Source organism: Pseudomonas sp. DWP3-1-3b3, from assembly GCF_049896305.1.
In the GTDB taxonomy this organism is placed as follows: Bacteria; Pseudomonadota; Gammaproteobacteria; order Pseudomonadales; family Pseudomonadaceae; genus Aquipseudomonas; species Aquipseudomonas azotoformans_A.
In genome coordinates this window covers 510,737-531,386 of sequence record NZ_JAFCUA010000005.1, presented here as the reverse complement: position 1 = coordinate 531,386, position 20,650 = coordinate 510,737, and the positions used below count along the sequence as shown (strand labels likewise).

21 protein-coding genes are annotated in these 20,650 nt (G+C 61.7%); 5 read left to right on the top strand and 16 right to left on the bottom strand.

Annotated features, from left to right (window positions below; translation table 11 throughout):
* Positions 1-77: 77 nt before the first annotated feature.
* Complete coding sequence (locus ACP7BX_RS18710; protein WP_426128603.1) at positions 78-2,276, top strand: OsmC domain/YcaO domain-containing protein; 2,199 nt, start codon at positions 78-80, stop codon at positions 2,274-2,276.
* 115 nt (positions 2,277-2,391) lie between these two features.
* Here ACP7BX_RS18710 and ACP7BX_RS18705 read toward each other — a convergent pair whose 3' ends face one another.
* From ACP7BX_RS18705 to ACP7BX_RS18685, 5 genes are all read right to left on the bottom strand, one after another.
* A complete protein-coding gene (locus tag ACP7BX_RS18705) occupies positions 2,392-3,558 on the bottom strand; it encodes a cystathionine gamma-synthase (protein WP_426128605.1) in 1,167 nt (388 codons plus the stop codon).
* Entirely contained in the window at positions 3,555-4,931 is a 1,377-nt protein-coding gene (locus ACP7BX_RS18700) for a pyridoxal-phosphate dependent enzyme (protein WP_426128607.1), read from the bottom strand. The genes ACP7BX_RS18705 and ACP7BX_RS18700 overlap by 4 nt, the downstream gene beginning before the upstream one ends.
* A 139-nt stretch (positions 4,932-5,070) precedes the next feature.
* Positions 5,071-6,243, bottom strand: coding sequence for an alpha/beta hydrolase (locus ACP7BX_RS18695; RefSeq protein WP_426128609.1), 1,173 nt, complete (start codon positions 6,241-6,243; stop codon positions 5,071-5,073).
* A gap of 125 nt (positions 6,244-6,368) precedes the next feature.
* Positions 6,369-7,217, bottom strand: a complete 849-nt coding sequence (dapA, locus tag ACP7BX_RS18690) for a 4-hydroxy-tetrahydrodipicolinate synthase (protein ID WP_426128611.1) — start codon at positions 7,215-7,217, stop codon at positions 6,369-6,371.
* A gap of 307 nt (positions 7,218-7,524) precedes the next feature.
* A complete protein-coding gene (locus ACP7BX_RS18685) occupies positions 7,525-8,919 on the bottom strand; it encodes a hypothetical protein (protein ID WP_426128613.1) in 1,395 nt (464 codons plus the stop codon).
* Positions 8,920-9,128: 209 nt separating this feature from the next.
* Here ACP7BX_RS18685 and ACP7BX_RS18680 point away from each other — a divergent pair, with 209 nt between their 5' ends.
* Positions 9,129-10,025 carry an SGNH/GDSL hydrolase family protein gene (locus tag ACP7BX_RS18680; RefSeq protein ID WP_426128615.1) on the top strand — a complete coding sequence of 299 codons (897 nt, stop codon included), beginning with the start codon at positions 9,129-9,131 and terminating at the stop codon, positions 10,023-10,025.
* Here the strand turns inward: ACP7BX_RS18680 and ACP7BX_RS18675 are convergent.
* From ACP7BX_RS18675 to ACP7BX_RS18645, 7 genes are all read right to left on the bottom strand, one after another.
* A complete protein-coding gene (locus tag ACP7BX_RS18675; protein WP_314526233.1) occupies positions 10,022-10,504 on the bottom strand; it encodes a VOC family protein in 483 nt (160 codons plus the stop codon). The two genes, ACP7BX_RS18680 and ACP7BX_RS18675, sit on opposite strands and share 4 nt — an antisense overlap.
* Before the next feature lie 34 nt (positions 10,505-10,538).
* The gene (locus ACP7BX_RS18670) at positions 10,539-10,931 is read right to left on the bottom strand and encodes an ester cyclase (RefSeq protein ID WP_426128617.1); all 393 of its coding nucleotides are present in this window, start codon (positions 10,929-10,931) and stop codon (positions 10,539-10,541) included.
* A gap of 16 nt (positions 10,932-10,947) precedes the next feature.
* On the bottom strand, positions 10,948-11,667 hold the full coding sequence (locus ACP7BX_RS18665; protein WP_426128619.1) for an SDR family NAD(P)-dependent oxidoreductase: 720 nt from the start codon (positions 11,665-11,667) through the stop codon (positions 10,948-10,950).
* 30 nt (positions 11,668-11,697) lie between these two features.
* Positions 11,698-12,318: a LysE family translocator gene (locus ACP7BX_RS18660; protein ID WP_426128621.1), complete on the bottom strand. Its 621-nt coding sequence runs from the start codon at positions 12,316-12,318 to the stop codon at positions 11,698-11,700.
* Between the two features lie 67 nt (positions 12,319-12,385).
* Positions 12,386-12,934 carry an adenylate kinase gene (locus ACP7BX_RS18655; RefSeq protein ID WP_426128623.1) on the bottom strand — a complete coding sequence of 183 codons (549 nt, stop codon included), beginning with the start codon at positions 12,932-12,934 and terminating at the stop codon, positions 12,386-12,388.
* 58 nt (positions 12,935-12,992) lie between these two features.
* Positions 12,993-13,631, bottom strand: a complete 639-nt coding sequence (locus tag ACP7BX_RS18650) for a hypothetical protein (RefSeq protein WP_426161315.1) — start codon at positions 13,629-13,631, stop codon at positions 12,993-12,995.
* A gap of 44 nt (positions 13,632-13,675) precedes the next feature.
* Positions 13,676-14,032, bottom strand: a complete 357-nt coding sequence (locus tag ACP7BX_RS18645) for a VOC family protein (protein WP_095016425.1) — start codon at positions 14,030-14,032, stop codon at positions 13,676-13,678.
* Positions 14,033-14,149: 117 nt separating this feature from the next.
* Between ACP7BX_RS18645 and ACP7BX_RS18640 the strand changes: the two genes are divergently transcribed.
* Positions 14,150-14,923, top strand: a complete 774-nt coding sequence (locus tag ACP7BX_RS18640; protein ID WP_426128627.1) for an NAD(P)-binding domain-containing protein — start codon at positions 14,150-14,152, stop codon at positions 14,921-14,923.
* Here ACP7BX_RS18640 and ACP7BX_RS18635 read toward each other — a convergent pair.
* Entirely contained in the window at positions 14,918-15,811 is an 894-nt protein-coding gene (locus ACP7BX_RS18635; protein WP_426128629.1) for a LysR family transcriptional regulator, read from the bottom strand. The two genes, ACP7BX_RS18640 and ACP7BX_RS18635, sit on opposite strands and share 6 nt — an antisense overlap.
* Positions 15,812-15,905: 94 nt before the next feature.
* On the opposite strand from ACP7BX_RS18635, the gene ACP7BX_RS18630 reads away from it, so the two are divergent.
* The gene (locus ACP7BX_RS18630; RefSeq protein ID WP_177049883.1) at positions 15,906-17,072 is read left to right on the top strand and encodes an MFS transporter; all 1,167 of its coding nucleotides are present in this window, start codon (positions 15,906-15,908) and stop codon (positions 17,070-17,072) included.
* A gap of 80 nt (positions 17,073-17,152) precedes the next feature.
* Complete coding sequence (locus ACP7BX_RS18625) at positions 17,153-18,271, top strand: saccharopine dehydrogenase family protein (RefSeq protein WP_426129116.1); 1,119 nt, start codon at positions 17,153-17,155, stop codon at positions 18,269-18,271.
* Here the strand turns inward: ACP7BX_RS18625 and ACP7BX_RS18620 are convergent.
* The 3 genes from ACP7BX_RS18620 to ACP7BX_RS18610 form a co-directional block, all read right to left on the bottom strand.
* Positions 18,252-18,629: a DoxX-like family protein gene (locus ACP7BX_RS18620; protein WP_426128631.1), complete on the bottom strand. Its 378-nt coding sequence runs from the start codon at positions 18,627-18,629 to the stop codon at positions 18,252-18,254. The genes ACP7BX_RS18625 and ACP7BX_RS18620 overlap by 20 nt on opposite strands.
* Positions 18,626-19,078, bottom strand: a complete 453-nt coding sequence (locus tag ACP7BX_RS18615) for a thiol-disulfide oxidoreductase DCC family protein (RefSeq protein WP_426128633.1) — start codon at positions 19,076-19,078, stop codon at positions 18,626-18,628. The genes ACP7BX_RS18620 and ACP7BX_RS18615 overlap by 4 nt, the downstream gene beginning before the upstream one ends.
* Positions 19,079-19,149: 71 nt before the next feature.
* Positions 19,150-20,487: an MFS transporter gene (locus ACP7BX_RS18610; RefSeq protein ID WP_426128635.1), complete on the bottom strand. Its 1,338-nt coding sequence runs from the start codon at positions 20,485-20,487 to the stop codon at positions 19,150-19,152.
* Between the last annotated feature and the right edge of the window lie 163 nt (positions 20,488-20,650).

The following is a 20,650-nucleotide window of genomic DNA, read 5'->3' as shown; positions in this document are numbered from 1 at the left end:
CAAAAGCCTGAAACTTCCCGGTGAAACCCCTCATAATGGCGGCCATTTTTGTTTAGCCGTTATTCTGGTGTGCCCCCATGGAAATCAAGGTCAACTTTCTCGACAACCTCCGGCTTGAAGCCAAGTTCGACGACTTCACGGTGATTGCCGACCAGCCCATCCGCTACAAAGGCGATGGCTCGGCACCGGGGCCGTTCGATTACTTCTTGGCGTCGTCGGCGTTGTGCGCGGCGTACTTCGTGAAGTTGTACTGCCAGACGCGCAATATCCCCACCGAGAATATTCGCCTGTCGCAGAACAACATCGTCGACCCGGAAAACCGCTATAACCAGATCTTCAAGATCCAGGTCGAGCTGCCGGCGGACATTTCCGACAAGGACCGCCAAGGCATCCTGCGTTCCATCGACCGTTGCACGGTCAAGAAAGTGGTGCAGGCCGGGCCTGAGTTCGTCATCGAAGAAGTCGAAAACCTGGACGCCGACGCCCAGGCCTTGTTGATGCCCAATTCCACCTCCGAGGGCGGCACCTACATTGCCGGCAAAGACCTGCCGCTGGAGCAGACCATCGCCAACATGTCCGGCATCCTGGCCGGCCTGGGCATGAAGATTGAAATCGCGTCGTGGCGCAATATCGTGCCCAACGTGTGGTCGCTGCACATCCGCGACGCGCATTCGCCGATGTGCTTCACCAACGGCAAGGGCGCAACCAAAGAGGGCGCCTTGGCGTCGGCACTGGGCGAGTTTATCGAGCGGCTCAACTGCAACTTTTTCTATAACGATCAGTTCTGGGGTGAGGAACTGGCCAATGCACCGTTTGTGCATTACCCGGATGAGCGCTGGTTCCAGCCAGGCCCCAACGACGAGCTGCCAGGTGAAATCCTCGACGCCTACTGCCTGAAGGTCTACAACCGCGAGGGCGAACTGCGCGGTTCGCACCTGTTCGACACCAACTCCGGCAACGAAGCGCGTGGGATTGTGTCGCTGCCGTTCGTGCGCCAATCGGACGGTGAGGTGGTGTACTTCCCGTCCAACCTGATCGAAAACCTCTACCTCAGCAACGGCATGAGCGCCGGCAACACCTTGGCCGAAGCCCAGGTGCAGTGCCTGTCGGAGATCTTCGAGCGCGCCGTGAAGCGTGAAATCATCGAAGGCGAGTTCGCCTTGCCGGACGTACCGGCCAAGGTGTTGGCCAAGTACCCCGGCATTCTCGCCGGTATCCAGGGCCTCGAAGCCCAAGGCTTTCCCGTACTGGTGAAAGACGCGTCCCTGGGCGGCGAATTCCCAGTGATGTGCGTGACCCTGATGAACCCGCGCACTGGCGGTGTGTTCGCCTCGTTCGGCGCGCACCCAAGCCTGGAAGTGGCGCTGGAACGCAGCCTCACCGAGCTGCTGCAAGGTCGCAGTTTCGAGGGCCTAAACGACTTGCCGCAGCCGACCTTCGAAGGCCAGGCGGTGACTGAACCGAACAACTTTGTCGAGCACTTCATCGACTCCAGTGGTGTGGTGTCGTGGCGTTTCTTCAGTTCGCAGTCGGACTACGAGTTTGTCGAGTGGGACTTCTCAGGCGAAGGCGAAGACTCCAATGCCCAGGAAGCCGCGACCTTGTTCGGCATTCTGGAGGGTATGGGTAAAGAGTCCTACATGGCGGTGTACGAACACCTCGGCGCCACCGCGTGCCGCATCCTGGTGCCGGACTACTCGGAAATCTACCCGGTGGACGACCTGATCTGGGACAACACCAACAAGGCGCTGTTTTTCCGCGAGGACATTCTCAACCTGCACCGCCTCGACGAGGAAGCGTTGCAAGCCTTGGTCGAGCGCCTGATCGAAAGCGAGCTTGACGACTACACCGATATCACCACCCTGATCGGCATCGAGTTCGATGACAACACCGCCTGGGGCCAACTGACCATCCTGGAATTGAAACTGCTGATCTTCCTGGCCTTGCAGCAATACGAAGAGGCCAAGGAGTGCGTGGAGATGTTCCTGCAGTACAACGACAACACTGCTGAACGTGGCCTGTTCTACCAGGCGATGAATGCGGTGCTGGAGATGGAGTTGGACGACGACCTGGAACTGGCCGACTACGAAGCCAACTTCCGTCGCATGTTTGGCAATGAGCGGATGGATGCGGTGATTGGCTCGGTGCGGGGTGATGTGCGCTTCTATGGCTTGACGCCGACCAGCATGAAGCTGGAAGGGCTGGACCGGCATTTGCGCTTGATTGACAGCTACAAGAAGCTGCATGCGGCGCGGGCCAATATCACCACAAACTGACACAAACCTCTGTGGGAGCTGGCTTGCCTGCGATAGCATCACCTCGGTACATCTGAAATACCGAGGTGTCTGCATCGCAGGCAAGCCAGCTCCCACAGGGAATCGATGTCTGCTGTTAGATGTGTGCCAGGGCTTGCGCCAAATCCGCGCGCAGATCCTCCACATCCTCAACCCCCACCGACAACCGCACCAACCCATCCCCAATTCCCAGCTGCGCCCGCGTTGCCGCCGGGATGCTCGCATGGGTCATGATCGCCGGGTGTTCGATCAGGCTTTCCACACCGCCAAGACTTTCGGCCAGGGCGAAGATCTTGACGTTTTCCAGGAAGCGTGTGGCGCCGGCCAGGTCGCTGTTCAGGTCAATCGAGATCATCCCGCCAAACCCACGCATCTGTTTGCGCGCCAGGTCATGCTGTGGATGAGACTTGAGGCCTGGGTAATAAACCCGTGCCACTTGCGGCTGTTGCTCCAGCCAGGTGGCCAGGTCGAGGGCGTTGCTGCAATGGCGTTCCATGCGCAACGCCAGGGTCTTCACGCCGCGCAGGGTGAGGAACGCGTCGAAGGGCCCGGCGATGGCGCCCACCGAGTTTTGCAAAAAGCCCAGGCGCTCCGCCAGTTCGGGGTTGTCGCCGACAATGGCGATGCCGCCGATGACATCGGAGTGGCCATTGAGGTATTTGGTGGTGGAATGCACCACCACATCAAAGCCCAGTTCCAGTGGGCGCTGGATCCACGGGCTGGCGAAGGTGTTGTCGGCCACGCAAATGATGCCGCGATCGCGGCAGATTCGGGCGATGGCGCTCAGGTCTGTGAGGCTCAGCAGCGGGTTGCTGGGGGTCTCGACCCAGACCATGCGCGTGTCGTCCTGCAGGCTCGCTTCAAAGGCCGACAAGTCACTCAGGTCGACAAAGCTGAAGCGGTGCCCGGCGCTGCGTTGGCGCACTTTGTCGAACAGCCGGAAGGTGCCGCCGTACAGGTCATTGCCGGAGACGATATGGGCACCGGCATCCAGCAACTCCAACACCGTCGAAATCGCCGCCAGCCCGGAAGCGAAGGCAAACGCCTGGCTGCCGCCTTCCAGGTCCGCCACGCAGCGCTCCAGGGCAAACCGCGTCGGGTTGTGGGAGCGGCCGTAGTCGAAGCCTTTGTGTACGCCGGGGCTGTCTTGCAGGTAAGTGGAGTTGGCGTAGATCGGCGGCATCAGCGCGCCCGTGGTCGGGTCGGGGGACTGTCCTGCATGGATCACACGGGTGGCAAAGGCGCTTTTGTCGGATGGGCTCATGCAAGGGATCTCCGTAGGTGGTTGAGCAGGTCGACGCGGGTGATCAGGCCATGGAAGCCCGAGGCGTCGGCAATAATGGCGACCAGGCCGCGATCCAGCTCCGCCTGCAGTTGCGCGAGGCTGGCGCTGGGGGACAGGGTTTGCAGGGTATTGGTCATGGCGCTGGAGACAATCATGGAGAAATGCGTGGCGTCCTGGTGCAGGCCCAGCAGGATGTCGGATTCATCGATCACACCCACCAGCTTCTGACCGTCCACCAACACTGGCAACTGCGATACATCCGCCAGGCGCATGCGCTGGAAGGCGGTGAGCAAGGTGTCGTCGGGGCTTACGCTGATCACACGACCGTCCTCGAAGCGCCGCGCGATCAGGTCGCGCAGGTCGTCGTAGTGCTTGTAGTGCAAAAGGCCTGCGTCATTCATCCATTGGTCGTTGTAGACCTTCGACAGGTAACGGGTGCCGGTGTCACAGACAAAAGTCACCACGCGCTTGGGCTCGGTCTGTTCGCGACAGTAACGCAGGGCCGCAGCCAGCAGGGTGCCGGTGGATGAACCGCCGAGAATGCCTTCGGCCTTGAGCAACTGCCGGGCGTGGTCGAAGCTTTCTTCGTCGCTGATGGAGTAGGCCTGACGCACGCTGGACAGGTCGGCAATCGACGGAATGAAGTCTTCGCCAATGCCTTCCACCGCCCAGGACCCCGGCGTTTCCATCTTGCCACTGCGGCTGTATTCGGCCATCACCGAGCCCACCGGGTCGGCCAGCACCATCGCCAGTTCGGGTTGTACGCGCTTGAAGAAGCGCGTCAGGCCGGTGAGAGTACCGGCTGAGCCGACGCCGACGACGATCGCGTCCAGATCATGCTGGGTCTGTGCCCAGATTTCCGGCGCGGTGCTGGTTTCATGGGCCAGGGGGTTGGCCGGGTTGTTGAATTGGTCAGCGAAGAACGAGCCCGGAATGTCCTTGGCCAGGCGCGCGGCCACGTCTTGGTAATACTCGGGGTGGCCTTTGCCCACGTCGGAGCGGGTGATATGCACCTCGGCGCCCATGGCCTTGAGGTGCAGTACTTTTTCCGTGGACATCTTGTCGGGCACCACCAGTACCACCCGGTAGCCCTTGGCCCGACCGACCAGCGCCAGGCCCAGGCCGGTGTTGCCAGCGGTGGCTTCAATAATGGTGCCGCCGGGGCGCAAGCGACCGTCGCGTTCGGCGGCGTCGATCATGGCCAGGCCGATGCGGTCCTTGATGGAACCACCGGGGTTCTGGGATTCAAGCTTGAGAAACAACGTGCAGGGGCCGGTATCGAACCGGCTGACCCGAACCAGCGGCGTGTTGCCGATCAGTTCGAGGACGGCGGGGCGGGAAGGGCTGGGCATGGTGTCACCTGGTGCGAGTTGGCGTCGGGGTGGACCGCAAAATGCAACAAAATGCGAAGTGTGCCTTCGACCATAGGCCTGGAACGCGGCACTCGCAACCGGGGAGTCCGCTGTTTATCTTTTTTTGGCGCATTGGCCTTCAGGGTTGCTTTTGCCGCTGGGTCAATGCCGGTGACGAGGCTTGCATCACCTGGTCCATGACCTGGGCTTGCCAGTCGAAATACGGGTTGAAGGTAAGCCGTGCATGCACTTTGCCCGGCTCGCGATAGCCCCAGTCCGAATACCACACGGGTTCGCCTGCGCGGCAACGCGCAAAGTCCTCATCGGTCTGGCCGTTCAGGCACACGCGCTGGCTGCCGCCGGGCCCGTACAGGGGGTTGACGGGTGCGAACAGCACGCCCATGTGGGAGAACCGACTGACCTGTTGGGCCGGCAGGTGGTCAGTGCGCACCAGCAAACGCGGGAGTTGCGGTGACGTGGCGGGCTCGCCGTACCAGATCATGCGTGAGGCCGGGTGGGTGAAGCGCTCAGCGAAGCTCTCCCGTACAAACTCCACATCCACCACTGAGTCATGGGCCGCGCTGACGATCAGCACGGGTCGATCAAACGGCCGGTCTTCCAGCTTGTCGATGACAGACCTGCTGGTCTGGTAGAACTGGGCAAAGCCATTGGTAGGCACATTCTGGTAGCGCAACGGCGTTTGTTGCTGGCGCGGACCGTCCGGATCACGCAGCCATGGCTTGATGTGGGCCAGCCAGGGCAGTAACCAGATATAGCGATTGCGCGCCTTGAAAGCCGGGGAAAACATCAGCAGCCCGGCAATATCCGGATTGTCCATGGCGTACTCCAGCACCAGGTTGGCGCCGGTAGAGAAGCCGCCCAGGTAGACCTGGTCCGTCTCCCGACGCAGCAGCTCCACCTGTTGGGCCACGGTCCGGCGCCAATCCTCTATGTCCACGTCCAGCATGTCCGACGGTTGCGTGCCATGCCCTGGCAGCAACAGCGTGCGTACTCGATAGCCCCGCGAGGCCAGATGCGCGCCGATATCGCTGAAAGAACCCGGCGAATCGCCCAAGCCGTGCACCAACAAAACGCCGTGGCCATTGGGCGTTTGCGCGACCCATTCGCGTGGTGCATTCCAGTCCAGCTCCAAGCGGTGATCCGTATCTTGAAAGCGTCGGTCGCGCTCAAGGTCCAACAGGGTTTGCTGGCGGTAGTGTTCAAAACTGTCAGGCGCGGGTGACGGCAGTACTGCCGAGTGGGCAGAGCAACCCGCCAGGCTGAGCAGTATCAGAAAACGCAGTGATTTCATCCAGATCCCCCGACCGATGCAATATGCAGCCGACCTTACGCGGCCGTCTGCGCTATCGCCAACCAAAAATATGACCATTAGTAACCGCTGTGTGAGGCGATCAGATCGCCTCTGTCAGCCGGTTCCTATAATTGCGTCAGCCGGGTGACAACCGCATCGCTGGCGCGCTGCATCGGCGCGCGCAACTCGCTGCTGATCAACCCCTGCAACGCCAGGGCCGCTTTTACCGGCGCCGGGTTGGGCTCCATGAACAGCGTGTTGATCAAGGGCAGCAACTGGAAAAACGTCTCCCGTGCCTCAGCCAGTTGGTTGTCCCGCACCTGCTGCCACAGCGCCACAAACCGTTCGGTGTGCAGATGGGCCGACGCCGCAATCGCCCCGGTCGCGCCCAGGCACAGCGCGTTGAAGATCTGGATATCCTCGCCGCACAACACCGCCACGTTGCCACTGGCCAGCAGCGCCAGGGTATTGCCCAGGTTGCCGCCACAGTCCTTGATCGCGACGATCCGCTCATGGGCGACGATGTTGAGCAAAGTGGCCTGCTCGAAGGTCGACCCGGTGCGGTAGGGAATGTCATACAGGATGATCGGCACGCTGGACGCATCGGCCACGGTGCGGAAGAACGCTTCCAGGCCGGCCTGGGACGGGCGGATGTAGCTGGGCGCCGGCACCAGCAAACCGGCGACCGGGCGTTGCAGGATTTCGCGCTGGAAGTGCAACAGCTCAATCTGGTTGTAGCCCGCCAGGCCCATCACCACACGGTTTGCCGGCACCCATTGCAACACCGCATCGAGCACCGCCAACTGTTCCTGGCGACTCAGCGCCGCCGCTTCCCCGGTGGTGGTGCACACCATGATCCCGGCCACGTGCTTTTCCAGCAGATGGCTGACCAGGCGATGCAGACTGATGAAATCGATGGCGCCATCCTGGAACGGCGTGACCACGGGAACCCAGATACCTTGAAACGCTGACATGCACTTTCTCCTGATGATTGACCGCTGGAGTCACCGTCAGAAGGGCAGAGGGAATTGTGCAAGGGAGGGAGACCGCCGCGCTCAATGTCCTGTCAGCTCATCTGACGGGACAGCGCGCCCCGGTCACATGAGCGACTGTTTCTTCGATTTGAGGGCGTGCGCAACGCAACCTTGCGCCTTGGCAATGGAGCCAATGACGGAAAGGTTAACGGGAGACGTTGCAGTCATGAGATGACACACCCTGAATAAGGCCTCCATCTTCATGGAAGATTACAGAGTGTGTCAACGGGGCTTACTCGAACGGGGCTTACTCGAATCTATCGATACGCGAGTCGGAGTAGAAAAACTCGTTCTTGTCGGTGCTCGATTCAAAGAAGTAGGCGTAGTCGGTCAGGAAGTACAGGTGGTTCACACGGTTGTACTTGTCACCGTCGCTGCGGCAGGACAAGGCCTTGGCGGTGCCCGACAGTTTCGCGTTGAGTTCACTGGCTTGCAGTTCACGTTCAACCTGGCAACGCGTGGTGAGTGACGAATTGCTGCTGCCAATCAGGCTGTTGAGGCTGGAGCGTGTGGTGGTGTAGGTCACCGTTTCGCCCAGGGGCAAGGCCTTCCAGTTACCGGTGAAACTCAGCTGGGTCAGGGTCGAGCTTTCTGCCATGCCTGAGCCGCCGTAGGTGGCTTTCGACACCAAGTGGAACAAGTTACGCCAGCTCACCGCCTGGCTTTCATAGCCGTCGCCACGCGTCGCCAGGGCCAGTTGCCCGCTCGGCGCATCCTGGCTGATGAACTGGGTGCTTTTGTTATCGCTGGTCTTGCCGCGGTAGTTGCTGGTGCCGACAAACTGTATGTACTTGAACGAATGGGCGGGCTTGTCCAGGTTCAACTGCGTGATGGCCGCCAGCACTGCGGGTTGCACCGACGTCAGGGCGATGGTGGTCGGTGCCTTCATGCGGGGCTTGAAAGCAGGCAATGTGGCGACCTTTTCCGGGCTGGTACAAACGTTGTTGAACAGCAACGCATAGTCGGCATTGCTGCCGGCGATGTTCTGTGGCGTGGGGAAGCTGTCGACACGGCCGTCGCTGACGCGGTTGTTGGCGTCGATGTCGTAGCCGGCCAATTCCATGTAGGTGCCGTCCTTGCACGACACCGCGAAGCGTTCGCGTTTTTGCGCGTAAGGGGCGTTGTACGGCAGGTCGTTGAGCACTGTCGGGTTATCGAAGGCCGCCCAAAAGCGTGTTTCTCCGTTGACGGTTTTGATGCTGTTGGCGTCGATCAACACCTCATCGCCACGCTCATTAGCCTGTACCAGGCGCCAGTTGGGCTTTGGCGTTTCGGCACAGGCGCGTACGAACGTCTGGTTGGTGGCCAGGGTTGCGTGCAACTCCGGCGACAGCTTTTGCGCGCTAGCGTAGCGGCCTACGCTGCCTGGATACAGGCGCTTGACCGCGTCCATGTACAGCAGGTGCAACTGGGTGGAAGAACAAGCAGCCTCAAATTGCAGGGTGCGACGCACGGGGTTGTTTGGGAGCGTGGGCATCAGCACCTCGAAGCTCAACGTATCGCCTTCGCGCACGATGCTGTTCTCAACCAGCGGTTGGCTCAGGGCCAGGGCAAACATTTGATCGATCTTGGCTTTCTGGGTGGCGCAACCGGCCAGGGTGGCGATGCCACCGATCAGCAAAAGGGGAGTGATAAAGCGCACAGGAGCCTCACTTGAGTCCATTCAGGGATTTAAGGGTGACGGCAGGGGCGGCCGGATCTTTAGCCGGATGTTGCTGGTGGAGCGCCAAACCTGGTCGCAAGCCCCGGCACAGCAAGGGTGTAGCCGTCGCCGGATATGTGCGCGTCGCAATCGTCCTGCCGTGCTTTCAACCAGCCGGTAGTCTATTCGCACCTTCCGGGAGAACCTCGATGATCCGACGCGCGTGTTTGGCCGCCTTGCTGACCCTGTCTGTGTCGACCGCCTTTGGCGCTTCGGCCTACGATCACTTGTATGCCTTTGGCGACAGCTACTCCGACAATGGCGCGGGCGACGTGCTCACCACAAGGCTTGCCGCGCAGAAGGTCAAGGACGCCCAGGCACTGCCCGGCCCGTTGTACTGGAAGGGGCGCTGGAGCAATGGCCCAACCGCCGTTGAAGGCCTGGCCCAGGCATTAAAGACACCGCTGACCGACTACGCGGTGGGCGGCGCAAAAAGTGGCCACGGCAACTACTACACGTGGATGATGCCGACTCAGGACACCGGCGTACTCGGCCAGGTTGCCGAGCATTTGCAGGCCGCCAAGTCCCACAAGGCCGATCCCAAGGCGCTGTATTTCATTTTCACCTCGGCCAACGATTTTTTCGAATGGGCCGACTTCTCCCATCCTGAAACCATCGAAGCCCTGAGCGAATCCAGCCTGGCCAACATCCGCAATGCCACCGAGCAACTGGTGGCAGCGGGGGCCAGGCACGTGATGGTGGTGGGCACCACGGACCTCAGCCACGTGCCCGCCGTGGTGCAGGGCAACCAGGTCGACAACGCCAAGCACTACCAGCAGTTGCTCGCACAGAAACTGCCGGCCGTGTTGGCACAGATCGGCGAGGCGAAGATCACTTACTTCGACCACCTGGCGTTCAGCGACGCACTACGCGCCAATCCGCAATCCAATGGGTTCACGGATATGGACACGCCATGCCAGCCCACTTACCCCGACGTGAAACCGGCGTGCGCCAACCCCGATAGCCATTACTACTGGGACGAATGGCACCCCACCCGCAAGGTCCACGCCCTGGCGGCAAAGGCGATGCTCAAGGCGTTGCCTTAGCCAGCGGACACCGCCGCTTCAATGGCGGCGATGTCGATCTTCTTCATGGTCATCATCGCGTCAAAGGCGCGCTTGGCGACGGCCGGATCGGGGTGGGTGACCGCGTCGGTCAGCACGCGCGGTGAGATCTGCCACGACAACCCCCATTTGTCCTTGCACCAGCCACAGGCGCTTTCCTGGCCGCCGTTGCCGACGATGGCGTTCCAGTAACGATCCGTCTCGGCTTGGTCATCGGTGGCCACCTGAAATGAAAACGCCTCGGTATGGGGGAAGATCGGCCCACCGTTGAGGCCGATGCAAGGGATGCCCAACACGGTGAAGTCCACGGTCAACACGTCGCCTTGTTTGCCGGACGGGTAATCACCGGGCGCCAGGTGCACGGCGTTCACCTTGCTGTCGGGGAAGGTCATGGCGTAGAAGGTGGCGGCCTCCAGGGCGGTGCCGTTGTACCAGAGGCAGAGGGTGTTCTTGCTTTTCATGGTCGGTCTCCACAGGAAAAGGGCCGTGTAGAGTCTAGACGGCCAGTTGCTGCTCGATGGCCCCCTTGTCGATAACCGACCACACGTGGACAAATTTACCGTCCAGCACTTCGTAGAACACATTTTCGTCGAACGTCACCGTGCGCCCATTGATCGGCAGCCCGAAGAACTCGCCCTTGGGCGTCACACTGAAATTCAGGCGGCTGGCAACCGTCGGCGGATCGGCGGCCAGCAGCTGGATCCGGAACACCAGGTCCGGTATCTCGCGAAAATCCCGTTCCAGCATGGCGCGGTAGCCGGCGAGGCCGACTCGTTCGGCGTTGTAGGTTACGTCCGGGTGCACAAAGTCGCCCAGGTGCTCCCAATCCTGACGGTTCAGGCAGTCTATATAGCCTTGGTAAAAGGCGGCGAGTTCGTCTCTGCTCATGTCGCGTGCTCCTGGGTCAAAAACGCTCGTCCAGTATCGCCGGCAAGGTGATGTCCTTGACGAAGCTGGCCGAGGACAGGCTCAACGTCATGCGTACCACCTGCACCACATCGTGCACGGGGATCGAGTGGCCTTCATCCCGCTGCGCGGCCTGCTCGCGTGGCGTGCTCAGGGGATCTTCAGTGTTCAAGTAACCCAGGTTCAGGCAAGTAACGGCCAGGCGCTGCTGGCGATAACCTTCACGCAGCGCATCGGCAATCCCGCGCAAGGCAAACTTGGAAGCCCCGAAGGCAACCTCCGGACGGCCACTCTGCGGCAGGCCGGAAGTGGAGCCGGTCAGGATGATCCTCGGGCTTTGGCTTTTAAGCAGCACCGGCAACAGGCGCTTGATCAGCAGCAGGGTAGCGGTGATGTTGCAGGTGACGATGGCCTCGATCTGTTCATCGTCGTCGGCCAGGAAGTTGTAGGCCGGGTCGAAGGCGAACGCTTCCCAGATGCCCAGGTTGTAGACCAGCGTGTCCAGGCCGTTATCGGCAATCGCCTCGGCGATGACGTGCGCGGCCTGGGTGGGTTTGGCGAGGTTGGCCTCGATCCACTGCACCTTTACACCGTCCTTGTGATCCAGCTGCTCAGGGCGGCTGCGAGACACGCCGATCAGCGTATCCCCAGGCTCACCGAGCCCCTCGATCAGGGCTTTGCCCAATCCTTTGCTTGCACCTACCACCAGGGTTTTCATTGTGTGTCTCCTTGACAGTCAAACCGTTATTCAAGCCCTGCGCGCCATCAACAACACCGTCGCCGCCGCCGACAGCAACCCCGCGCAGCACCGATTGAAAATCCGCTTGCCCCGCGGCTCGGCAAACCAGCGCCGCATATGCAGGCCCATATAGGCGTAGGCACTGATGGCGATCCACTCCAACGCCAGGAACATCGCGCCGAGCAGCGCGAATTGCGGGGTGATGGGCTCGCCGGGCACCACGAATTGCGGCAGGAAGGCGGTGAAGATCAGGATTGCCTTCGGATTGCCCGCCGCCACTAAGAACTCCTGCCGCGCCAACGCCCACAATCCTACCTTGGCTGTGGCCGAATCTGCCTCGGCCTCCGGATTAGCCCGCCACAACTGAAACGCCAGATAAAACAGATACGCCGCGCCCAGGATCTTGATCCCATAGAACAACAACTCCGACGTTTGCAGCACCACCGCCAAACCCGCAGAGGCAAGGGCGATCATGCCGGCGAAGGCCAGCAAGCGGCCGAGACCGGCCAGGCACGAGGTGCGGTAGCCGTAGCGGGTGGAGTTGCTCACGGACAGCAGGTTATTGGGACCCGGCGCCATGTTCAGGGCGAAGCAGGCGGGTAGGAAAAGGGCGAGGGTGGCGAGGTCCATGGCGGCTCCGGGGTCGCGGGGGGCGGGGAGGTGTGAGGATAAGGGGAGTGGAGGTCGTTGGACAGCCTCAGCCGTTCGTGTTGTGAGCCATCGCGGCGTTTGCGCCATCAGCGGCCATCTGTTCAGCACTGCGCATCCCGTCAATCCTTAAGACCGGAGCCGTCTGCTGTGATAACCACGCCTCATGCCACGCCCGGTTGCGGCCCGAGAAATCCGGGTCGTCATACTGCGAAGCCCATTCCCGGAAGCCCACGTGTATCGCGTGCATATCACCACCGGGTGCGATCCGCTCGCCAAAACGGGCCTTCTCGCGGGCAACCAGGCGTTCGAGGCGAACGGGCGTGGGGGTGACCACAAAGACAATCAGGTCGGCATCAGCAATCAGCGCATCGCCCCAGACCATGCAGGAACCACTCAGCACCCAGCCGTCGTCACCGCATGCTTGCTGCATCAATGACACGCGCTCAGCGGGAGGTCGCTTGGTTGTGAAGGGAGGGTTTGTGGGCATCCAGTAAAAGTCATCGACGTCGACTTGTCGTATACCCAGCCGCGTGGCGAGGTTGTGACCCAGCGTGGTGACGCCGGCGCACGATGCACCTGTGATGTAGATCCGCATTTTTCCTCCATGAACACACGCCGGGTCCCAGGTCAGGGAGATGTGCTGCCCAGGCAGTTCAGGGCAAAGGTTTCGGGGTGACGGTGTACCAACCCGACGGGGTTTTGGCACACACCTGCGGCCGAAGCGGTGTTTCAACCGTGTTGTTGCCCTGAATGGAAAGTTGGCGAACGGCAATCACGCAACCTGCCTTGAACGTGCTGATTTTGACCATCTGCAGTTCCATTTCATAGTCTTTGCCGGGCTCGGGGATGAGTGTGACAGGCGCGGGAAAGCAGGACATTTGCGAACCGCCCATGGCGAACCCTGCAATAAAGGGTTTACCCGCCGCAATGACGTGCTCGTCAAACACTTTAGGCGACTGGTTGATGGCTTTGCTCGCCTTGCTGGCAGGTATGCCAATCACGCTGTTCTGGCTGTCGGTGGCTCTGAAAGGGTAGAGGCCCGCTGAGTCGACATGCGCTTTTTGCCATCCGGCTTCTTCAGGCGTTTTGGTCAGCAGGGACCCGTTGTAAAACGCTTCGCAGGTCTGGCCACTGAGGAAGCCCGCGTTGGTGGTGTCACCCGTGATCAGGCGGACGCGGGCTGAGTTGGCCGGGTCGTATTGGCTGATCTGGGCTTCGTTGCGCACGTCGGTTTTGGTGGTGGCGCAGCCGATCAGGGTCAAGCTGAGCGCCAGGGGAAAGAGAGAACGCATGGGTAACCTTCATATCCTGTGAGGGTGGGGCTTGAGGGGGAGACCTATTGATCAGCGTTCCACACCGCCAGTTCATAGCCATCCGGATCGGTGAAGTGGAACCTGCGTCCACCCGGGAATGAAAATGTCTCGCGGGTGATGACAGCCCCCAGGGCTTTGAGTCGCTGCTGCGTGGCATCGAGGTCATCCGCGTACAAAATGACCAGGGGGCCACCCGGCCGAACCGGCTCCCCCGTGGTGAACCCGCCTGTCAGACGCCCATCGCTGAACTCGGTATAGGTGGGGCCGTAATCAACAAACGTCCAACCGAACGCGCCGCCGTAGAAGGCTTTGCTGCGGGCAATATCGCTGACGTTGAATTCGATATTGTCGATTTGCCGGTCTTTACCTTGAGTGCTCATGCTTGCCTTCCTGGCTGATCTTTTCGAGCGGCGAGTGTAGCGTGAACGTCCGTCTGCATGAAGACGGCAATCATGCCTATGATGCAGCCGACTACAGAATTGATCGGAGTGGACCGCGTGCTGAACATTGGAATCCTGGGCGTCGGTGAACTGACGGAAAAGGTGGTGATCGGCCTGCGGCGCAGCGGCTTTGGCGGGCGGGTGCTGCTGTCCCCGCGTAACCACGAACGTGCGCAGCAACTCAGTGCGCAATGGGACTGTGAGGTGATGGCTGACAATCAACAGGTGGTCGATGGGGCGGATTTGTTGGTCCTGGGCGTGCGCCCGGAGGTGGTCGGTCAGCTCTGCGATGAAGTGCAGCTCAGACCTGAGCAAACGCTGGTATCGCTGGTGGCGGGATTGCCGCTGGCCGAGTTGCAACGCCGGTTCCCGCAGGCACGTGTGGTGCGCGCCATGCTGTCCTATGCCGCGCAGATCAACCAGACAACCGTGGTGGTCACACCGGGTGGCGAGCCCCATGCAACGCTGCTGGGAGCGCTCGGTTCCTTGGTTGTATTGGATCAGGAAGAGGCGTTCGAACTGGCCACCGTCGCGGCTTGCATGAACGGCTGGTTCTATTTCTTCCTGAGTGATCTTCAGCAGTGGTTCACCGACAAAGGCCTGTCCAAGGATCAGGCCGCCCAACTGGTGATGGGCAACCTGCAAGACTGCCTGGCCAGCGCACGCCATCAGCCAACGGCCAGTCTCGAAGCGTTGGGTAGCGCCATTGCCACGCCAGGTACCTTTACGGCGGTTGGGCTGGAGGTGCTGAGACATAAAGGTGCGACGCAGGCATGGCGAGACGCCGCTGATGAGGTGCTTGAGCGGCTGCACACGCCTGCGCGTTTATAGCCGGTGATGCTCCAGCAGAAAGTCCACAAACACGCGGATCCGCGCCGGCATGCTCGCACCGCCGACAAACACCACGTGGATCGGCTCCCTGTCGCCGGGGTTCCAGGATTCCAGCAGGCGCACCAGGTCACCGCGTTGCAGGTCTTCTGCCACCGTGAACTCGCCGATGCGTGCAATACCGGCGCCCAGTCGCGCCAGTTGCGCGAGCGCTTCGCCACTGCTGCATTCGATATTGCCGTTGATCTTCAGCGAAAACTCGTGGCCACCACGGGCGAAGGGCCAGTCGGATTGGGCACGACGAAAGTTGAAACGCAGGCAGTTGTGTCGCAGCAAGTCGTTTGGTTCCAGCGGTGTGCCGTGTTGCTGGAGGTACGCAGGCGACGCCACCAGCGCTTGGCCGGTGTCACCGATGCGGCGCGCTGTCAGCGGGCTGTCTGGCAGGTCGCCAAAGCGGATCGCCACGTCCGCTTGGCCGCCGAGGACGTCGACCACTTCGTCGCCCAAGGTCAGGTCCACCACAATGTTCGGGTAGCGGGCGCTGAATGCCGCCACCAAGGGCACGATGGCCATGCGACCGTGGCCCAGGGCCGCACTGACCCGCAACCGGCCTTTGGGGGCGCCCTGGTCGGCGATGGCCTCTTCGACTTCGGCCATGTCGGCCAGGATGCGCCGGGCGCCGCGAAGGTACACCTCGCCTTCGGCCGTGAAGGCGAGGGCGCGGGTCGTGCGAATCAGCAGGCGGGTGCCCAGGCGCTGTTCCGTGCGTGCGATAACGCGGCTGACGGCCGAGGGCGTCAGGCGTAACGCCCGCGCCGCCGCCGACAGGCTGCCTTCCTGCGCGACCATTGCGAATACTGCCATCTCACCCGACCTGCCGTTGAAATCCATTTTTGCCTCGCGCGCAAAGGTGATTGCCAATTAAACGGTCTAGTGCCGTTAAAGCGTTGATCGTAGCATTTGCGGCATAAATGAGGAGTCTTCCATGCGTATCAATCCACCCCTTGTAGCCCTTGCCGTCGGTGCCTTTGGCATTGGCGTCACTGAGTTCGCGCCCATGGGCATGTTGCCCACCATCGCCAATGACCTTGGCGTGTCTATTCCCACCGCTGGGCTGTTGGTCAGCGCCTATGCCCTGGGGGTATTGCTCGGCGCGCCCCTGATGATCTTGACCACCGGCAAGATTCCCCGGCGTTACCTGCTGGTGGGGCTCATGGCTATTTTCACCCTGGGCAACGTGATGTCGGCGCTTGCCACCGGCTATTACGACCTGTTGATCGCCCGCGTCATCACTTCGCTTAACCACGGCGCGTTTTTTGGTGTGGGGTCCATCGTCGCCGCCAGCGTGGTCGCGCCGGACAAGCGCGCCGGAGCCGTCGCCGCGATGTTTATGGGCCTGACCCTGGCGACCATTGGCGGTGTGCCGCTGGCGACCTGGTTTGGTGAACTGCTTGGCTGGCGTACGGCGTTCTGGGGCATTGGCGGATTGGGCCTGGTGACCATGGTCGCGCTGTGGTTTGCGCTGCCTAACCTGCCACTGCCGAAAAGCGACGGCGTGCTGGCCGAAATCAAGGTGTTGGGGCGTGGTTCGGTACTGGCGGCGCTGGCCCTGACCGTGGTGGGTTCGGGTGCGATGTTCACCGTGTTTACCTATATCGCGCCGATCCTGAGCAATGAGACCCATGCGTCTACCCCGTTTATCACGGCCATGCTGGTGCTGTTCGGCGTCGGGTTGACCCTGGGCAATATGTGGGGCGGCAAGGCGGCAGACCGCTCGATCGACCGGACCCTGATCGTCTCGCTGAGCGCACTGATCCTGGTCCTGCTGGCCTTTGCATTTTTGATGCGCTGGCCGATTCCGGCTGCGGTGAGCATCCTCATCTGGGGTATCGCCAGCTTCGCCGTCGTGCCGCCGTTGCAGATGCGCGTGATGGAAGCAGCCAAGGATGCGCCGAACCTGGCCTCGGCCGTGAACATCGGCGCTTTCAACTTCGGTAACGCGATTGGTGCAGCAGTGGGTGGCGCAGTGATCAACGCAGGGCTGGGCTATCCGGCGATTTCCCTGGCCGGCGCCGCGATGGCGGGCTTGGGGTTGCTGATGGTCGTGAGCTTTGCCTGGAGCTCCAGGACTCGCATGGCTGCGGCGGTTTAGGAAATCGAGTATCGTTGGCCGCCTCAGCTGCCAGCCTGTTGCAGGCGCAGCGCATGATCGATGGTTCAGGGAAGACGGGCATGGCACTCAGGGTGATGGTGATCGGCGGCTACGGCAATTTCGGCAGCATCGTGTGCCGACATCTGGCCGTAGCACCGGGCATTGAACTGGTGATCTCGGGCCGTGATCCACACAAGTTGCAGCGCAAACTCGACGCGTTGAACGCGCAGCCCGGCACGGTGTGCGAAGGCTGGTGCGGCGATGCGATGGCGGCGGGATTCGCGGGTGTTTTACAGTCCAAGCGCATCCAGTTAGTGATTCATACCGGCGGGCCGTTCCAGGGGCAGTCCTATGCGGTGGCCCTGAGCTGCATCGAGGCGGGTGTTAACTACTGCGACCTGTCCGACTGCCGCACCTTCGTCAATGGCGTGGGCGTGCTGGATGCGCAGGCCAAGCAGGCGGGCGTGGCCATTCTCAGTGGTTGCAGTTCGGTGCCGACACTGTCATCGGCGCTCATCGACCAGTACCGGTCGCGCTTTACGCGCATCGACTCGATCGAGCATGGCATTTCCTCTTCGGCCAAGATGCCGGGCCTGTCGACGATCGAAGGGGTGCTGGCCTATGCGGGCAAACCGATCAAGCAACTCAGGAATGGCCAGGTACACGAAGTGCTGGGTTGGCAGGACCTGACGCTGCGCAAAATGCCTGGGCTGGGCACACGGGTGCTGGCCAACGTAGATGTGCCGGACATGGATATTTTCGCCAGCCGCTACGGCGCCCACACCTTGCGCTTCAAGGCGGGCGCGGGGCTCAAGCTGGGTGGTGTCGCCAACGGGTTGCTGGCCCAGGCTCGGCGGCTTGGGGTCGTGCGCGATCATGTCGCCTGGGCCGCGCGCCTGCATCGGTTGGGCACCTGGTTCGAGCGATTTGGCGACGGTAAAAGCGCGATGTACATCGATGTGCAGGGCGTGGGGGCTGACGGTCAGCCTTTGTCACTCGCCGTGCAACTCACGGCCTTGAATGACAAAGGCCCGGAAATCCCCAGCTGCGCTGCTGTTGCGCTGGCCGTCAAGATCGCCCAGGGCTACCGGCCCGAACCCGGCGCGCGGCCGTGTGTCGGTGAGATCACCGTCGACGAGTACATGGCCGCCATCAACGACCCGGCGAACCTGAGTCTGTCTATACGGTTCTCGGACTAGCGCACCACGCTACCGCGCACAACGCCACCCCGGCCACGTTGAGCGACACAGGGTTGAATGCCTCCCTGAGCATCGCCGGGCTGACAATCGCCACGTCTACCAGCAGGCCCGACAGCGCCGCCGCAGCCACTGCAACGGGCCAGACACTGCGCGGTGAAAGCACGATCCATAGCGCCAGGACGATCTCCCCAATTCCGGCCAGCGTGGCGAACAGCTGCACCTGTTCGATGCCATGCGCCTCAATCATTACCCGCTCGCCCTGGCTTAGCCACAGTAGCTTTGGCACCAGCCCATGATAGGCAAACATGAACGCCAGGCCGCCTCGGGCGATCCAGTTGATACGCACCAAGGGAGTCATCGCGGTGCCTTCAAGAAACGCCGCTCATGGTCTGGATGCGGCAACAGGCACGTGTCGTACCGCCCGAAAATCCGATAGCGATTGCGTGCGATGCGGTCGTAAGCCCAATCCCGCAGCCCGCGCGGGATGATGCGCAACAGCAGCAATGGACGCCACGCGGCAGGCAGTTGCGCAATGATTTCGAACACGGCGTCCGAACGCACCCAGTAGTGGTGATTACGAATGACCGCCAGGGTGTCGAACTGATCCAGGGGCAACCCTGCCCAGGCCAGCAACGCCTGGCCCTCGGGGGATTGCACCGCCGCCAAGCGTATGCGTTGTTGGCGGTCATGACGGATCAGGAACCTCGCCCAACCATTGCACAGCTTGCACACGCCGTCGAACAGCACCACGGTTTCGCCAGGTTCGAGCAACGGCGCGGGGGAAGGGCGGGTTTGAGATACGGGCATGAGGGTGGGTCCAATCGGGCCGGTTTAGCCTGGATCATACCTGCGTTCAGCGGCTTCCACCCTCGCGCCGTTTACCTTGATAGCAACGGCGCGGTGCTTTTGTCCTCCGGCCCCACGTCATGCAAGGAAATCCTCGACGTCTCCGGCAACGCCAACCCACCTGCCAACGCCAGCAACGCCACGGCAATCAGGTAGAACGCTGGTGACAGATTGCTGCCCGTGGCGCTGATCAACCAGGTCGCCATCAACGGCGCGGTGCCGCCGAAGATCGTGTAGGCCAGGTTGTAGGTGATCGCCGAGGCGGTGTAGCGCGTGCGGGTCGGAAAGGTTTCCGACAGCAAGGCGGCCGTAACCACGCCACACAGCACGGCCCCTACCGCCAGCAGCATCACGCCGACGATGGAGGCGGCGAACGAACCGGAACTGGCCATCAGGAACGACGGATACACCACCACCATCAACAACACACAGGCGGTCATCACGGTGACACGACGGCCGACTCGATCCGAATACAACCCCGCCAGTGGGCAGATCGCCGCCGCGAAGATCAGCGCAATCAGCGACACCAGCAACGCCATCGCCCGACTCAAGCCGCCGGCCACTTGCAGGTAGGTCGCGAAATACGTGGTGAACATATAAAACGACAGCGCCGTCAGTGACACAAAAGCGCCCAGGCAACAGATCGCCGCACCATGGTTGCGCAGGGTTTCCTTGAGCGGGGAGTGGGCCACGGTGTGTTCCTCTTTCACCGCCTGGAAAGCGGGCGTCTCGTCCAGCTTCCAGCGCAGGTAAAGCCCCACCAAACCCAGCGGCGCGGCGATCAGGAATGGCAGGCGCCAGCCCCAACTGCCCATGGCCTCGGCAGACAACGACGCTTCCAGCGCATACGCCACCACCGCGGCGGCGGCGAAGGCGGAGAACGTCGACACCGGCACGAAGCTGCCGTACCACGCGCGTTTGTCACTCGGTGCATGTTCCATCAGATAGGCACAGGCCCCGGCGTATTCGCCGCCGGCGGAGAAACCCTGGGCGCAGCGGATCAGCGACAACAAGATCGGCGCCGCTACGCCGATAGCTGCGTAGGTGGGAAGCAGGCCGATCAGGGTGGTGGCGCCGGCCATCAACAGGATCGTCATGGCCAGCGTACGTTTGCGGCCGATGCGGTCACCGAGCATGCCGAAGAAAATCCCGCCCAGGGGGCGGAAGGCAAACGCCACGGCAAACACGGCGAAGGTCTTGAGCAACGCCGCACTGGCGTCGCCGCTGGGGAAGAATTGCTGCGCGATGGTGGTGGCGAGGAAACCGTAGACGGCGAAGTCGAACCACTCGACAAAGTTACCGATGCCGGCGGCGATAATGACCTTTCGCAAAGTCTGGGGGCTGACCTGTTCGGTGGATGGGCTCGTCATGGGGGGAGGCCTCGGGATAGGTGCGGGGATGACTGATTATCGGGGCAGGCTGTTGGGCGGCGGGGCTCAAAAGAGTCGTCCGCGTAGTCAGCAGCGACTTGCTGGAGGTGGTGAACGCAGGATTTGGGCCAGGTGAGGCGGGGCGCTTGTGCGCAACTGTGGT

Coding starts and splice junctions, on each gene's coding strand:
- ACP7BX_RS18710 (WP_426128603.1), top strand. CDS start 78: ATGGAAATCAAGGTCAACTTTCTCGACAACCTCCGGCTTGAAGCCAAG.
- ACP7BX_RS18705 (WP_426128605.1), bottom strand. CDS start 3,558: ATGAGCCCATCCGACAAAAGCGCCTTTGCCACCCGTGTGATCCATGCA.
- ACP7BX_RS18700 (WP_426128607.1), bottom strand. CDS start 4,931: ATGCCCAGCCCTTCCCGCCCCGCCGTCCTCGAACTGATCGGCAACACG.
- ACP7BX_RS18695 (WP_426128609.1), bottom strand. CDS start 6,243: ATGAAATCACTGCGTTTTCTGATACTGCTCAGCCTGGCGGGTTGCTCT.
- dapA (WP_426128611.1), bottom strand. CDS start 7,217: ATGTCAGCGTTTCAAGGTATCTGGGTTCCCGTGGTCACGCCGTTCCAG.
- ACP7BX_RS18680 (WP_426128615.1), top strand. CDS start 9,129: ATGATCCGACGCGCGTGTTTGGCCGCCTTGCTGACCCTGTCTGTGTCG.
- ACP7BX_RS18675 (WP_314526233.1), bottom strand. CDS start 10,504: ATGAAAAGCAAGAACACCCTCTGCCTCTGGTACAACGGCACCGCCCTG.
- ACP7BX_RS18670 (WP_426128617.1), bottom strand. CDS start 10,931: ATGAGCAGAGACGAACTCGCCGCCTTTTACCAAGGCTATATAGACTGC.
- ACP7BX_RS18665 (WP_426128619.1), bottom strand. CDS start 11,667: ATGAAAACCCTGGTGGTAGGTGCAAGCAAAGGATTGGGCAAAGCCCTG.
- ACP7BX_RS18660 (WP_426128621.1), bottom strand. CDS start 12,318: ATGGACCTCGCCACCCTCGCCCTTTTCCTACCCGCCTGCTTCGCCCTG.
- ACP7BX_RS18655 (WP_426128623.1), bottom strand. CDS start 12,934: ATGCGGATCTACATCACAGGTGCATCGTGCGCCGGCGTCACCACGCTG.
- ACP7BX_RS18650 (WP_426161315.1), bottom strand. CDS start 13,631: ATGCGTTCTCTCTTTCCCCTGGCGCTCAGCTTGACCCTGATCGGCTGC.
- ACP7BX_RS18645 (WP_095016425.1), bottom strand. CDS start 14,032: ATGAGCACTCAAGGTAAAGACCGGCAAATCGACAATATCGAATTCAAC.
- ACP7BX_RS18635 (WP_426128629.1), bottom strand. CDS start 15,811: ATGGATTTCAACGGCAGGTCGGGTGAGATGGCAGTATTCGCAATGGTC.
- ACP7BX_RS18630 (WP_177049883.1), top strand. CDS start 15,906: ATGCGTATCAATCCACCCCTTGTAGCCCTTGCCGTCGGTGCCTTTGGC.
- ACP7BX_RS18625 (WP_426129116.1), top strand. CDS start 17,153: ATGGCACTCAGGGTGATGGTGATCGGCGGCTACGGCAATTTCGGCAGC.
- ACP7BX_RS18620 (WP_426128631.1), bottom strand. CDS start 18,629: ATGACTCCCTTGGTGCGTATCAACTGGATCGCCCGAGGCGGCCTGGCG.
- ACP7BX_RS18615 (WP_426128633.1), bottom strand. CDS start 19,078: ATGCCCGTATCTCAAACCCGCCCTTCCCCCGCGCCGTTGCTCGAACCT.
- ACP7BX_RS18610 (WP_426128635.1), bottom strand. CDS start 20,487: ATGACGAGCCCATCCACCGAACAGGTCAGCCCCCAGACTTTGCGAAAG.